Source organism: Streptomyces sp. QH1-20 (genome assembly GCF_041283565.1).
In the GTDB taxonomy this organism is placed as follows: Bacteria; Actinomycetota; Actinomycetes; order Streptomycetales; family Streptomycetaceae; genus Streptomyces; species Streptomyces syringius.
Window position 1 is genome coordinate 3,830,697 of record NZ_CP166299.1, and the last position, 12,889, is coordinate 3,843,585.

General features: G+C 69.0%; 12 protein-coding genes and 3 tRNA genes. 7 read left to right on the forward strand and 8 right to left on the reverse strand.

All coding sequences use genetic code 11. The annotated features are described in order from the left end of the window. Positions 1 to 127 precede the first annotated feature (127 nt). A tRNA-Asp gene (locus tag AB8O64_RS17120) sits at positions 128 to 202 on the forward strand. Between the two features lie 256 nt (positions 203 to 458). Then, positions 459 to 725, forward strand: a complete 267-nt coding sequence (locus AB8O64_RS17125) for a DUF6274 family protein (protein ID WP_370419890.1) — start codon at positions 459 to 461, stop codon at positions 723 to 725. A 536-nt stretch (positions 726 to 1,261) separates the two neighbouring features. On the opposite strand, the gene bldC is transcribed toward AB8O64_RS17125, so the two are convergent. Together bldC and AB8O64_RS17135 are read right to left on the reverse strand one after the other, a co-directional pair. Further along, positions 1,262 to 1,468 (reverse strand): developmental transcriptional regulator BldC, encoded by a 207-nt coding sequence (gene bldC, locus AB8O64_RS17130; protein ID WP_003949541.1) that lies wholly within the window; start codon positions 1,466 to 1,468, stop codon positions 1,262 to 1,264. A gap of 513 nt (positions 1,469 to 1,981) precedes the next feature. Continuing rightward, on the reverse strand, positions 1,982 to 2,836 hold the full coding sequence (locus AB8O64_RS17135; RefSeq protein WP_356457399.1) for a hypothetical protein: 855 nt from the start codon (positions 2,834 to 2,836) through the stop codon (positions 1,982 to 1,984). A gap of 202 nt (positions 2,837 to 3,038) precedes the next feature. Between AB8O64_RS17135 and AB8O64_RS17140 the strand changes: the two genes are divergently transcribed. Both AB8O64_RS17140 and AB8O64_RS17145 read left to right on the forward strand, forming a co-directional pair. After that, positions 3,039 to 4,154: a Leu/Phe/Val dehydrogenase gene (locus AB8O64_RS17140; protein WP_370419891.1), complete on the forward strand. Its 1,116-nt coding sequence runs from the start codon at positions 3,039 to 3,041 to the stop codon at positions 4,152 to 4,154. A 341-nt stretch (positions 4,155 to 4,495) separates the two neighbouring features. Then, positions 4,496 to 4,747 (forward strand): DUF3073 domain-containing protein, encoded by a 252-nt coding sequence (locus AB8O64_RS17145; RefSeq protein WP_130878760.1) that lies wholly within the window; start codon positions 4,496 to 4,498, stop codon positions 4,745 to 4,747. 137 nt (positions 4,748 to 4,884) lie between these two features. Here the strand turns inward: AB8O64_RS17145 and purM are convergent, their stop codons facing one another. The 6 genes from purM to purS form a co-directional block, all read right to left on the reverse strand. After that, positions 4,885 to 5,952 (reverse strand): phosphoribosylformylglycinamidine cyclo-ligase, encoded by a 1,068-nt coding sequence (purM, locus tag AB8O64_RS17150; RefSeq protein WP_370419892.1) that lies wholly within the window; start codon positions 5,950 to 5,952, stop codon positions 4,885 to 4,887. Positions 5,953 to 5,993: 41 nt separating this feature from the next. Continuing rightward, on the reverse strand, positions 5,994 to 7,511 hold the full coding sequence (gene purF, locus AB8O64_RS17155) for an amidophosphoribosyltransferase (protein ID WP_356457404.1): 1,518 nt from the start codon (positions 7,509 to 7,511) through the stop codon (positions 5,994 to 5,996). 219 nt (positions 7,512 to 7,730) lie between these two features. After that, entirely contained in the window at positions 7,731 to 8,528 is a 798-nt protein-coding gene (locus AB8O64_RS17160) for a sterol carrier family protein (protein WP_370419893.1), read from the reverse strand. Positions 8,529 to 8,634: 106 nt separating this feature from the next. After that, positions 8,635 to 10,884 carry a phosphoribosylformylglycinamidine synthase subunit PurL gene (gene purL / locus AB8O64_RS17165; RefSeq protein ID WP_370419894.1) on the reverse strand — a complete coding sequence of 750 codons (2,250 nt, stop codon included), beginning with the start codon at positions 10,882 to 10,884 and terminating at the stop codon, positions 8,635 to 8,637. Positions 10,885 to 10,975: 91 nt separating this feature from the next. After that, entirely contained in the window at positions 10,976 to 11,656 is a 681-nt protein-coding gene (gene purQ / locus AB8O64_RS17170) for a phosphoribosylformylglycinamidine synthase subunit PurQ (protein ID WP_370419895.1), read from the reverse strand. Next, positions 11,653 to 11,907, reverse strand: a complete 255-nt coding sequence (gene purS / locus AB8O64_RS17175) for a phosphoribosylformylglycinamidine synthase subunit PurS (protein ID WP_356457412.1) — start codon at positions 11,905 to 11,907, stop codon at positions 11,653 to 11,655. The genes purQ and purS overlap by 4 nt, the downstream gene beginning before the upstream one ends. 305 nt (positions 11,908 to 12,212) lie before the next feature. Here purS and AB8O64_RS17180 point away from each other — a divergent pair, with 305 nt between their 5' ends. The 3 genes from AB8O64_RS17180 (at position 12,213) to AB8O64_RS17190 (ending at position 12,849) form a co-directional block, all read left to right on the forward strand. Continuing rightward, positions 12,213 to 12,530, forward strand: a complete 318-nt coding sequence (locus AB8O64_RS17180) for an Lsr2 family protein (protein WP_130878753.1) — start codon at positions 12,213 to 12,215, stop codon at positions 12,528 to 12,530. A gap of 90 nt (positions 12,531 to 12,620) precedes the next feature. After that, positions 12,621 to 12,692, forward strand: a tRNA-Gly gene (locus AB8O64_RS17185). Between the two features lie 85 nt (positions 12,693 to 12,777). Next, positions 12,778 to 12,849 (forward strand) — tRNA-Gly (locus AB8O64_RS17190). Positions 12,850 to 12,889 lie beyond the last annotated feature (40 nt).

A 12,889-nucleotide genomic window follows, 5' to 3' on the forward strand; every position in this document is an offset into this window, starting at 1 on the left:
GTCGGGGGCCCCGGGGACGGCACTTCGGACCGGGTCCGCGGATTCACCCCGGATCGGGTTCGACCGCACCCCCTGACCTGCTGTAGAGTCTGTTTCGCAGCACCGCGAAGGCGGGAAAGCAAAGCAAGGTCCTGTGGAGCAGTTTGGAGTGCTCGCCACCCTGTCAAGGTGGAGGCCGCGGGTTCAAATCCCGTCAGGACCGCATCAAGGTAAGGCCCGCACTCTTCACGGAGTGCGGGCCTTACTGCTTGTGCGGGCCCGGCAGACCATCGAGCGGCCAATCCCGTCAGGACCGCATCGCGGCAAGGCGCGTGTCCCTAGAGTGGGGGCGGGCCCCGCCGGAGGACCTCATCGGCGCGTGGCCCAGATCCCCCTAAGGATCCGGGCCTTCTTGCGTTCGACCTTGACTGCGACACGTGCCAGGGGTACCCGTAGCAGTGGAGGAGGTGCCGCACTCCATGACGAAGACCCGGACCGGATCCGAGCGGACCGAGCGCATCAGGCATGAGACGAGGGCGCTGCTGCGTGCCCACCTCTCGGCCGCCTCGGGGTACCGCCACCTGACCAGACACTGCCCCGTGTGCCACCGGCTCCTGAGGCTCGCCCAGGAGGCCGGCAGCGGCGCGGGCGACGAGCCCTGCGCACGGGCCGAGGGCGTCGCCGAGCACGACACCCAGCGCGACACCGAGCGTGATGCCGAGGGCGCGGCCGGCGCCGGGGGGTGACGGGCCGGTCGGCCGGGGACGAAAGTCCCTCTTTCCGGTGACCAACGGCGGCTGCCGCGACGGCAGTCGAATGCCAGGGTGGAAGCCGGGTTTCTCTACCGCAGCGGTACGGGGAGTGACAAGCACGTCGCGATGTGACGGGAGTCACCGAAGGAGTTTCCGGAGTGAGGGAACTTACCCCCCACCTACACCGGGTCAATTTAATATGTGCAATTGCACCACCCCCCGAAAGAGTCGCGCTTCTCCCGGGCGTTCCGTCAGGGGTTCACCCCGAACCTGCTGTGATCCCTCTGTGGGCCCGCTACGACGCCCCTGTGCGCCTCTACGGCCCCACCCTCCCGACGGCAGGCGGACGGGCCCGGCGGAGAGCATAAAAAAGATCGCGCTGGACCCGGCGGAGTCCAGCGCGATCGACGACGCACCCAAGTCGGTGGGCATGGAGCCTGTTGGGGCAGGCGTCCAGTCGTTTGTAGCCAGGTGGTGCTTGGGCGAAAGCCGGGTTGGGGGCCCCGGAAAACGCCCGGTTATGCCTTTGTTCAGGCCTCGCTACGCTGCTGCGGAATGCCCGCCAGCAGCGCGCGGACCTCCGCTTCGCGGTATCGCCGGTGTCCTCCGAGCGTGCGGATGGACGTGAGCTTGCCTGCCTTGGCCCAGCGCGTGACCGTCTTCGGGTCCACGCGGAACATCGTGGCAACCTCAGCCGGGGTCAGCAGCGGCTCGGCATCAGGGGTGCGAGCGGTCATGAGCGGCCTCCTCGGGAGAACCGAACCATCACGTCGGTTCTTTCCTCTAAATTCTGCACCTTGACCCGCGTTGCCCGAAATGGCGGACGCGGGCCGAGTCGGTTATAGGACGAACGGCTTGTCCTCGGCACTACAACTACACCATCTGTCCAGCCACGTCGGCCAAACCGATGGAATTGCCCTCTCAGGTGTTCAACCTCGACGGAAGCCGATGGACCATGTCATAGCGGACAGTCACGTCACCGTGACGATCAGTCACAGCGGGATCAGGGGTCACCAGACCCGCCAATGGGGGCAATACCGAGCTATCCGCCCATACTTGGACGGAAGGAGTCCTTCCCGGACTCCTTGTCCTATTTTGCCACGAGGGTGGGCGATGGGCGCAAGACCTGACGTAAGTGCGTTAGGTCACGGTTGCCGCAATGGCCCGGATCGGGACCTAGGTCCTGCCGCATCGGCCCCAGCGATCTCCAGACGCCCCAGCAGCCCCGGCAGTTCCCGCTTCCGGAAATCTCAGTTGGCGTATTGCCGGTCCCGCACGGCGCGCCAGCGCTCAGTGAGCCGCTCGTACGCCGCGCCCGCCCGCGCGCCGTCCCCGTCACGCAACGCCGCCAGGCCTTCCGCCGTGTCGGCGGCGGAGTGATCGTCGGCGAGACACGGCTCGGGCACCAGATGGACCAGACCGCCGTAGTCGAGCTCCACCAGCGAGCGCGGATGGAACTCCTCCAGCCAGCGCCCCACTTCCACCAGGCCGTCGATCAGCGGCCCTTCCTCGATGGCGTCCTTGAGCGTCCGCAGGGCCCGTGCGACCCGCCGCCGGGCCTGCACCATGGGCGTGCGGTAGCGCAGGACCGGAGCCGGCCCCGCCGGGGGGCCGGGCTCGCCCTTGGCGTACTCGCGCTCCTCGTCCGCGAAGAGCACGAACCAGCGCAGCGGCACCTGCCAGGTCGCCGTCTTGATCCACGGCCGGGCGTCCGGGTTGTGCTCCTGCCAGCGCTCGTAGTCCGCCTCCGCCTGCCTGCGGACCACCGGCGGCAGCACGGCGTCCAGGACGGGGGCGGGGAATCGCTCGGCCAGCTCCTCCAGCGCCAGCCAGCCGCGTAGCCGGGTCCGCCAGGGGCAGACGCACAGCACGCCGTCCTGCAGGGCGATGAAGGCCTCGCCGCTCTCGTGCACCGGAACGGGCACGGGCGGGGTGGGCAGCAAGTCGGCCAGCGACCGGCGCAGTTCGTCCTGGGCGCCGGGAAGCTTCCCGCGCCGTGCGTACCGCACCCAGTGCGTACGCTCCGGCTCGGGGAACGCGCCGAGCGGTTCGTAGACCCGTAGGTAGGCCGCGTACGGGACAGTCACCGATGACGCCAGTCGCAACGCTCGCTCCCTCAAGCCGAAGGACACCCGGGGAGCGCCGGTGACCTCCCCGTACTGTCCAGATCGTCCCATGTCGTCGCAGCCCGGGAGAGTGATCCTCCGCACCACACCGATCAGCCGGGCCGGGAGGTCTTACTCTCTTGCCAACCGGCCCTCCCCCACCCCTCGGAGGGCGACCTCCGCGACATATGGAGTCACCACAGTGACTGACGTACGTCCCACCTCCGGCGCCGAAGGCGTACTGCACACCCTGTTCCACTCGGACCAGGGCGGCCACGAGCAGGTTGTGCTGTGCCAGGACCGCGAGAGCGGCCTGAAGGCCGTCATCGCCCTGCACTCCACCGCCTTGGGCCCGGCCCTCGGCGGCACCCGCTTCTACCCGTACGCCTCCGAGGAGGAGGCGGTGCGGGACGCGCTCAATCTGTCGCGCGGCATGTCGTACAAGAACGCGCTGGCGGGGCTCGATCACGGTGGCGGTAAGGCAGTGATCATCGGTGACCCCGATCTGATCAAGACCGAACAACTCCTGCTCGCCTACGGCCGGTTCGTGGCCTCCCTCGGTGGGCGGTATGTCACGGCTTGCGATGTCGGCACCTACGTCCAGGACATGGACGTGGTCGCCCGCGAGAACCGCTGGACCACCGGCCGCTCCCCCGAGAACGGCGGCGCCGGCGACTCCTCCGTCCTCACCGCCTTCGGTGTCTTCCAGGGCATGCGGGCCGCCGCGCAGTCCCAGTGGGGCGAGCCGACGCTGCGCGGCCGCCGGGTCGGCGTCGCGGGCGTCGGGAAGGTCGGCCACCACCTCGTCGAGCATCTGGTGGAGGACGGCGCGGAGGTCGTGATCACGGACGTCCGCGCGGAGGCCGTGGAGCGGATCACCGCCCGGCACCCCCAGGTCACCGCCGTCGTCGACGCCGACGTACTGATCCGTACGCCGCTCGACGTCTACGCGCCCTGCGCACTCGGCGGCGCGCTGAACGACGACACGGTGGCCGCCCTCACCGCCACCGTCGTCTGCGGCGCGGCCAACAACCAGCTCGCCCACCCGGGGGTGGAGAAGGACCTTGCGGACCGCGGCGTCCTCTACGCCCCGGATTACGTGGTGAACGCGGGCGGCGTGATCCAGGTCGCGGACGAGCTGCACGGCTTCGACTTCGACCGGGCGAAGGCCAAGGCGACCAAGATCTTCGACACGACGCTGGCCATATTCGACCGGGCCAAGGCGGACGGCATCCCGCCGGCCGCGGCCGCGGACCGGCTCGCCGAGCAGCGGATGGCGGACGCCCGCGCCGCCGTCACGGGGCGGACCGCCCCGTAGCCCGTCCGGGCGCCGACCAAGATCGGCCGGACAGGCTGTCGGCGCCCGTACAGCGGTCCCCACAGACCCGCCGTTCGGAGGTGGTGAGGGAGAGATCTCTCACCACCCCTCGGCGGGTCGGCGCACAAGACACGTTAAAATCGCAGCTGACCAGCGGGGACGGGGCTCCCTGCGGGTTGTGCTCCGTGCCACGTCATGCGGGCGACGTACCGTATGGCCGCGGAAGCAGGTACCGTTGAAGCCCTACAGGCCGGACTTCCCAGCGGGAGTCCGCTCTGACTCATGAACGTGAACGCGTTGACTCTGGGGCCGTCGAGCCCCGTCACTGAGGGGGTCGAGCCATGGGGCGCGGCCGGGCCAAGGCCAAGCAGACAAAGGTCGCCCGCCAGCTGAAGTACAACAGCGGCGGGACCGACCTCTCACGTCTGGCCAATGAGCTGGGCGCATCGCCGGCGAAGCAGCCGCTGCCAAGCGAGCCGCTCGAAAAGGACGATGAGCTGGACGACGATCCGTACGCTCAGTACGCGGATCGTTACAACGACGAAGAGGACGAGGACGAGCAATCGCCCGAGACCTATCGTCGCCGCGCTTGACGCTGTAACTCCCACCGACCCGGTCCAGGGCATGCCCCGGACCGGGTTCTGTGCTGCTCGGAACCGGTAACGCACCGGTAGCGAGACCGGCGACGGGCCGGGGGCGGGGCCGTGGCCCCGCCCGCTCGGCGAGCCGATCAGCTCGCGTAGTCCCCGGTCAGCGCCACCGGCTCGGCGTGGTCGCCGCGCTCGGTGATCTCTCCCGCGACCCAGGACTCCACGCCCCGGTCGGCGAACGTCGCCAGGGCCACGTCCACGGACTCCTGCGGCACGACGGCCATCATGCCGACGCCCATGTTCAGGGTCTTCTCCAGCTCCAGCCGCTCCACGCCGCCGAGCTGTCCCACGAGGTCGAAGACCGCGCCCGGTGCCCAGGTCGACCGGTCGACGCTCGCGTGCAGCCCGGCCGGGATGACCCGGGCCAGGTTGTTGGCGAGGCCGCCGCCGGTGATGTGCGAGAAGGCGTGCACCTCGGCCGTGCGGGTGAGGGCGAGACAGTCCAGCGAGTAGATCTTGGTGGGCTCCAGCAGCTCCTCGCCGAGGGTGCGGCCGAACTCCGGAACCTCGCGGTCCAGCTCCCAGCCGGCCCGGTCGAAGAGCACATGGCGGACCAGTGAGTACCCGTTCGAGTGAAGTCCGGACGACGCCATCGCGATGACGACGTCACCCTTTCGAATGAGGTCGGCGCCCAGGACCCGGTCGGCCTCGACCACGCCCGTGCCGGCGCCGGCCACATCGAAGTCATCGGCGCCCAGCAGCCCCGGGTGCTCGGCCGTCTCGCCGCCGACGAGGGCACAGCCCGCGAGGACACAGCCCTCGGCGATGCCCTTGACGATGGCCGCGACCCGCTCGGGGTAGACCTTGCCGACGCAGATGTAGTCGGTCATGAAGAGCGGCTCGGCGCCGCACACCACGAGGTCGTCCACGACCATGCCGACCAGGTCGTGGCCGATGGTGTCGTAGACCCCCATCCGCCGGGCGATGTCGACCTTCGTGCCGACGCCGTCGGTCGCGGAGGCGAGCAGCGGGCGCTCGTAGCGCTTGAGGGCGCTGGCGTCGAAGAGACCGGCGAATCCGCCGAGGCCGCCGACGACCTCCGGGCGGGTGGCCTTCTTCACCCACTTCTTCATGAGCTCGACGGCGAGATCGCCGGCTTCGATGTCGACGCCCGCGCTTGCGTAGCTGGCACCAGTGGTCTCAGGCATAGCTGGGAACTTTCGTGTCGCGTTCGGTACTACGGAGGCGATTACGGGCGACGGAGCGCGTCGGCGGCGTCGGTGCCACCGGCCAGCTCCGACTCCAGCAGCTGCTTTCCCAGCAGCTCGGGGTCGGGCAGCGGCATCGGGTACTCGCCGTCGAAGCAGGCACGGCAGAGGTTCGGCTTGGCGATGGTGGTCGCCTCGATCATGCCGTCGATGGAGATGTACGCGAGCGAGTCCGCGCCCAGCGACTTGCCGATCTCCTCGACCGTCATGCCGTTGGCGATCAGCTCGGCGCGGGTGGCGAAGTCGATGCCGAAGAAGCACGGCCACTTCACCGGGGGCGAGCTGATCCGGATGTGCACCTCGGCGGCACCGGCCTCGCGGAGCATCCGGACCAGGGCGCGCTGGGTGTTGCCGCGGACGATGGAGTCGTCGACGACCACGAGGCGCTTGCCGCGGATGACTTCCTTGAGCGGGTTGAGCTTGAGCCGGATACCGAGCTGGCGGATGGTCTGGCTCGGCTGGATGAAGGTCCGGCCGACGTAGGAGTTCTTGACCAGGCCCGTGCCGTACGGAATGCCGCTGGCCTCCGCGTAACCCACGGCGGCCGGGGTGCCGGACTCCGGGGTCGGTATCACCAGGTCGGCTTCGACCGGGGCCTCGGCCGCGAGCTTGCGGCCCATCTCGACCCGGGAGAGGTAGACGTTGCGGCCCGCGATGTCGGTGTCGGGGCGCGCGAGGTAGACGTACTCGAAGACGCAGCCCTTGGGCCGGGCTTCCGCGAACCGGGAGGTCCGTACGCCGTTCTCGTCGATGGCGACCATTTCGCCGGGCTCGACCTCGCGTACGAAGGAGGCGCCGCAGATGTCGAGGGCGGCGGTCTCGGAGGCCACCACCCAGCCGCGCTCCAGTCGGCCGAGGACCAGCGGGCGGATGCCCTGCGGATCACGGGCCGCGTACAGCGTGTGCTCGTCCATGAAGACGAGGGAGAAGGCGCCCTGCACATCGGGGAGGACCTTGGCGGCCGCTTCCTCGATGGTCAGCGGCTTGCCGTCGGCGTCGGTCTGGCCCGCGAGGAGCGCGGTGACCAGGTCCGTGTCATTGGTCGCCGCGACCTGGGTGGCCCGGCCGTTCTCCCGGGGGAGGGCGGCGACCATCTCGGCCAGCTGGGCGGTATTGACCAGATTGCCGTTGTGACCGAGGGCGATGGAGCCGTTGGCGGTCGCACGGAAGGTCGGCTGCGCGTTCTCCCACACCGAGGCACCGGTGGTGGAGTAGCGGGCATGTCCGACCGCGATATGGCCCTGGAGGGAGCCGAGGGAGGTCTCGTCGAAGACTTGGGAGACAAGTCCCATGTCCTTGAAAACGAGGATCTGGGAGCCGTTGCTCACAGCGATACCCGCGGACTCCTGTCCACGGTGCTGCAATGCATACAGTCCGAAATAGGTGAGTTTGGCGACCTCTTCACCCGGAGCCCAGACACCGAAGACGCCACAAGCGTCCTGGGGGCCCTTCTCACCGGGGAGCAGGTCGTGGCTGAGTCGTCCGTCACCACGAGGCACAAGGTAAGTCTATTGCAGGTACGAGGTTCATCCGAACCGGGGACGACGGGTAATGGCTCACACCACGCACAGCCACTCGGCGGGTACGCGCGATGACCGATCAAGCGCCTTTTCTTGCGATTCCCGGCATGGTTTTCCGGGTGTTTTTCCGGGGCCCCTCCCCCACTTTCACCCACATTCCCTCGCTTTCCCCCGGCGGCCCCGGCAAGGGCGCCGGGATCAGCCCAGCAAGGGCAGTTGCGCGGAGATGTCCGCGCGCTCCCCGCTCGCGGAAACGGCCGCCCGGTCGAGGGCCGTGGCCCAGTCCGTACGGCCGGTCGCGAGGCGGACCCAGGTGAGGGGATCGGTCTCCACGACGTTGGGCGGGGTGCCCCGGGTGTGCTTGGGGCCTGCCACACACTGGACCACCGCGAAAGGCGGAATCCGGACTTCCACCGAACCGCCCGGTGCCTTGGTGGCGAGCCCGTCCGCCAGCAGCCGGACACAGGTGGCCAGGGCCTGCCGGTCGTACGGGATTTGGGTGCCCAGCGCGGCGGCCAGATCGTCGGTGTGCACGATCAGTTCGACACATCGGGTGACGATCAGGTCGTCCAGGCGCATCGCGCCGACCCGCGCCGCGACGAGCCGGTCGCCGGGGGCCGGGAGGGTGATGTCGGTGAAACGGGCGGCGGCGCGGTCGAGGAGTTCGAGCGGCTCGGCGCCGGCGGCCGCCTCGTGGGCCGCCTCGTCGACCTTCCCCGCGAACGCGCGGGTGGCGAACGCCCAGTCGACCAGGGCGACTTCGTGCTTCGCGGGCGCGGGCGCCTCGATACTGCGGCTGACGTTGTCGGTGACGCTCGCGATGTGCGCGGCCAGCTCGCGGACCGTCCAGTCGCCGAGCCGGGTGGGCAGCGCCAGCTGCTCGGCACTCAGCCCCGCCACCACTTCGCGCACGTTTCGGAACTGCGCGAGGACGGCGGCGCGGGTCTTGGCGGGATCGTAGCTTCGGGCACGGGGTTTGCGCGGGGCGGAAGACATGCTCCGACCCTAATCCGTGGTGGTGGAACGAGTGGCGGATCGAACCGAAGGCGGCCCGCTCCGTGGGGAGCGGGCCGCCTTCCGTGGCGCCGGGGAACGTGCCGGATCAGACGAGCAGAGCCGGGATCGTCGCCTCGTGCGCCTCGCGCAGCTCGGCCAGCGGAATGCTGAACTGGCCCTGTACGTCGATGACTTCACCGTCGACGACACCCACGCGGGTGGCGGGCAGCCCGCGCGCACCGCACATGTCGGTGAACCGCAGTTCCTCGCTGCGCGGCACGGACACCAGCGCGCGGCCGGCCGACTCGGAGAAGAGGAAGACGAAGGGGTCCATGCCGTCGGGGACGACGATCCGGGCACCCTTGCCGCCGCGCAGGCACGACTCGACGAGGGCCTGGATCAGCCCGCCGTCGGACAGGTCGTGCGCCGCGTCGGCCATGCCGTCGCGGGAAGCGGAGATGAGGATCTCGCCCAGCAGCTTCTCGCGGCCCAGGTCGACCTTGGGCGGCAGCCCGCCGAGGTGGTCGTGGATCACCTGGGACCAGGCGGAACCGCCCAGTTCCTCCGCCGTGTCACCCAGCAGATAGAGCAGCTGTCCCTCTTCGGCGAAGGCGATCGGCGTACGGCGCTCGACATCGTCGATGACACCGAGCACCGCGACCACCGGGGTGGGGTGGATGGCGGTCTCGCCGGTCTGGTTGTACAGCGAGACGTTTCCGCCGGTCACCGGGGTGCCGAGCTCCAGGCAGCCGTCCGCCAGACCGCGGGTGGCCTCGGCGAACTGCCACATGACGGCCGGGTCCTCGGGCGAACCGAAGTTCAAGCAGTTGGAGATGGCCAGCGGCCGGGCACCGGAGGCGGCGACGTTGCGGTACGACTCGGCCAGCGCCAGCTGCGCGCCCGTGTACGGGTCGAGCTTGGTGTAGCGGCCGTTGCCGTCCGTGGCGACGGCGACACCGAGGTTGGTGTCCTCGTCGATCCGGACCATGCCCGAGTCCTCGGGCTGCGACAGGATCGTGTTGCCCTGGACGAAGCGGTCGTACTGGTCGGTGATCCAGGACTTCGACGCCTGGTTCGGGGAGGCGACGACCTTCAGGACCTGCGCGCGCAGCTCCTCGCCCGAAGCCGGCCGGGGAAGCTTGTTCGCGTCGTCGGCCTGCAGGGCGTCCTGCCAGTCGGGACGGGCGTACGGGCGCTCGTAGACCGGGCCCTCGTGCGCGACCGTGCGCGGCGGGACGTCCACGATCTGCTCGCCGTGCCAGAAGATCTCCAGCCGCTCGCCGTCGGTGACTTCACCGATGACGGTGGCGATGACGTCCCACTTCTCGCAGATCTCCATGAAGCGCTCGACCTTGCCGGGCTCCACGACCGCGCACATGCGCTCCTGCGACTCGCTCATGAGGATTTCCTCGGGCGAGAGGGAGGAGTCGCGCAGCGGCACGGTGTCCAGCTCGACGCGCATACCGCCCGAACCGGCGCTGGCCAGCTCGCTGGTGGCGCAGGACAGACCGGCACCGCCGAGGTCCTGGATGCCGTCGACGAGGTCCTCGCGGAAGATCTCCAGGGTGCACTCGATGAGGAGCTTCTCCTGGAAGGGGTCGCCGACCTGGACGGCGGGGCGCTTGGCCGGGCCGGTGGAGTCGAAGGTCTCCGAGGCGAGGACGGACACGCCACCGATGCCGTCGCCGCCCGTGCGGGCGCCGTAGAGGATGACCTTGTTGCCGGCGCCGGAGGCCTTGGCGAGGTGGATGTCCTCGTGCTTCATCACACCGACGCACAGGGCGTTGACCAGCGGGTTGCCCTGGTAGCAGGCGTCGAAGACGACCTCACCGCCGATGTTGGGCAGGCCCAGGCAGTTGCCGTAGCCGCCGATGCCCGCGACGACACCCGGCAGGACGCGCTTGGTGTCGGGGTGGTCGGCCGCGCCGAAGCGCAGCGGGTCCATGACGGCGACCGGGCGGGCGCCCATGGCCAGGATGTCGCGGACGATGCCGCCGATGCCGGTGGCCGCGCCCTGGTAGGGCTCGATGTACGACGGGTGGTTGTGCGACTCGACCTTGAAGGTGACCGCATAGCCCTGGCCGACGTCGACGACGCCCGCGTTCTCGCCGATGCCGACGAGCATGGCGTCGTTGGCGGGGACCTTCTCGCCGAACTGCCGCAGATGGACCTTGCTGCTCTTGTACGAGCAGTGCTCGGACCACATGACGGAGTACATGGCGAGCTCGGCGCCGGTCGGGCGGCGGCCGAGGATCTCGCGGATGCGCGCGTACTCGTCCGGCTTCAGGCCGAGTTCGGCCCACGGCTGGTCGGTGTCGGGCGTCTCGTTGGCGTGCTTGACCGTGTCGAGAGTCATGCTGCGCCCTCATCATTCGCTTCTCCGCCCGCGCGGCGCAGAGGTGCGGGTGTCATGTTCGTCCGCGGCTGAGTGGCCGCGCGTGCGTCGCTCATACGGAGACCAGCTTCTTGAGGATCGAGGTGAAGAATCCGAGCCCGTCCGTGCCGCCGGTGCCGACCAGCGGCTCCACGGCGTGCTCGGGGTGCGGCATGAGGCCGACGACATTGCCCGCCTCATTGGTGATGCCGGCGATGTCACGCAGCGAGCCGTTGGGGTTCACGTCCACGTAGCGGAACGCGACCCGGCCCTCGGCCTCGAGCATGTCGAGGGTGCGCTCGTCGGCGACGTACCGGCCGTCGATGTTCTTCAGCGGGACGGAGATCTCCTGTCCCGCCTCGTAGTCGGACGTCCAGGCGGTGTCCGTGTTCTCCACCCGCAGCTTCTGATCGCGGCAGATGAAGTGCAGGTGGTTGTTGCGGAGCATCGCGCCGGGCAGCAGGTGCGTCTCGGTGAGCACCTGGAAGCCGTTGCAGATACCGAGGACGGGCATGCCCTCGCGGGCGCCCTCGATGACCTTCTCCATGACCGGCGAGAAGCGCGAAATGGCGCCCGCGCGCAGGTAGTCGCCGTAGGAGAAGCCGCCCGGCAGCACCACGGCGTCGACCTGCTGGAGATCCTTGTCGCGGTGCCAGAGCGGGACGGGTTCGAGCCCGGCGATCCGGACGGCCCGCTGGGTGTCGCGGTCGTCCAGGGTGCCGGGGAAGGTGATGACCCCTACGCGAGCGGTCACCGTGCTTCTCCGTCGACCTTCACGGTGAAGTCCTCGATCACGGTGTTGGCGAGAAACGTTTCCGCCAACTCGTGGATGCGGGCGAGGGCGGCCTCGTCGACCGGTCCCTCCACCTCGAGTTCAAAGCGCTTGCCCTGACGGACGTCGGCGATCCCCTCAAAACCCAGGCGTGGCAGTGCGCGCTGCACCGCCTGGCCCTGCGGGTCGAGGATCTCCGGCTTGAGCATGACGTCGACTACGACGCGTGCCACTGGCACTCCCGGTGTGTGGTGCGTGAGCTGAAGCGGTGATGTCAGAGTACAGTCCCGAAAAATCTACGCGCATAGATATCCTGGGGGTTCCGTCTCGCTTTCGCATCGGCAAGGGGGCCGCCCACGGAAAATTCCGGGAAAAACGCATGGCCTGCATTGCGGCGGGGCGCGCGGACAGAATTAACTGGGCTTCACCACTCAATGCCTTTTGTTGTACAAATGAATAAGCATTGATTCCAAACCACCGGAACCCAGGCATCACCGCAGGTCAATGCGGACGGTGCCGACCGAAAGGACCGATTTTCGTGGCGCAGCGCGTAGTGGTCACACTCTCCGACGACATCGACGGCGGGGACGCGGCGGAAACCGTCTCCTTCGGCCTCGACGGCAGGTCGTACGAGATCGACCTCAACACCGCCAATGCAAAGAAACTGCGCGTCGCGCTCGCCCCCTACGTGGAGGCGGGCCGCAAGCAGTCCCGCTCCGGCAAGGTCTACCGGCGCACCGCCGTCGCGCCCGACCCGGCGGCCGTCCGCGCCTGGGCCCGCTCGAACGGCATGGAGGTGCCGCCGCGCGGCCGGATCCCCAAGAGGGTCTACGAGGCCTTCAACGCCGTCGACTGAGCCGACTTGCCAAACACCCCGGATGATCAGCTAGAGTCTGGATCACGCCGAGGGGCAAGGCCGGGAAACGGGCCCGAACTTCGGAGTCACGCGGGTGTAGCTCAGTAGTAGAGCGCCCCCCTTCCAGGGGGGAGGCGCAGTGTGCGATTCCTGTCACCCGCTCTCATCGCCTTCCGGCCACGCAAGTGGTCGGGTACGGTGATGCTCCGCCGATCGGCGGCCCCTCGGGGCCGGTGTTCGGAGGCATGCGGGTGTAGCTCAGTAGTAGAGCGTCTCCCTTCCAGGGAGAAGGCGCAGTGTGCGATTCCTGTCACCCGCTCTCATCGCTTACCGACCACGCGAGTGGATCAGGTAGAGTG

What these genes read in the sequence shown, in the direction of transcription:
- AB8O64_RS17125 (WP_370419890.1), top strand. Translation starts at nt 459, where the DNA reads ATGACGAAGACCCGGACCGGATCCGAGCGGACCGAGCGCATCAGGCAT.
- bldC (WP_003949541.1), bottom strand. Translation starts at nt 1,468, where the DNA reads ATGACCGCTCGCACCCCTGATGCCGAGCCGCTGCTGACCCCGGCTGAG.
- AB8O64_RS17145 (WP_130878760.1), top strand. Translation starts at nt 4,496, where the DNA reads ATGGGGCGCGGCCGGGCCAAGGCCAAGCAGACAAAGGTCGCCCGCCAG.
- purM (WP_370419892.1), bottom strand. Translation starts at nt 5,952, where the DNA reads ATGCCTGAGACCACTGGTGCCAGCTACGCAAGCGCGGGCGTCGACATC.
- AB8O64_RS17160 (WP_370419893.1), bottom strand. Translation starts at nt 8,528, where the DNA reads ATGTCTTCCGCCCCGCGCAAACCCCGTGCCCGAAGCTACGATCCCGCC.
- purL (WP_370419894.1), bottom strand. Translation starts at nt 10,884, where the DNA reads ATGACTCTCGACACGGTCAAGCACGCCAACGAGACGCCCGACACCGAC.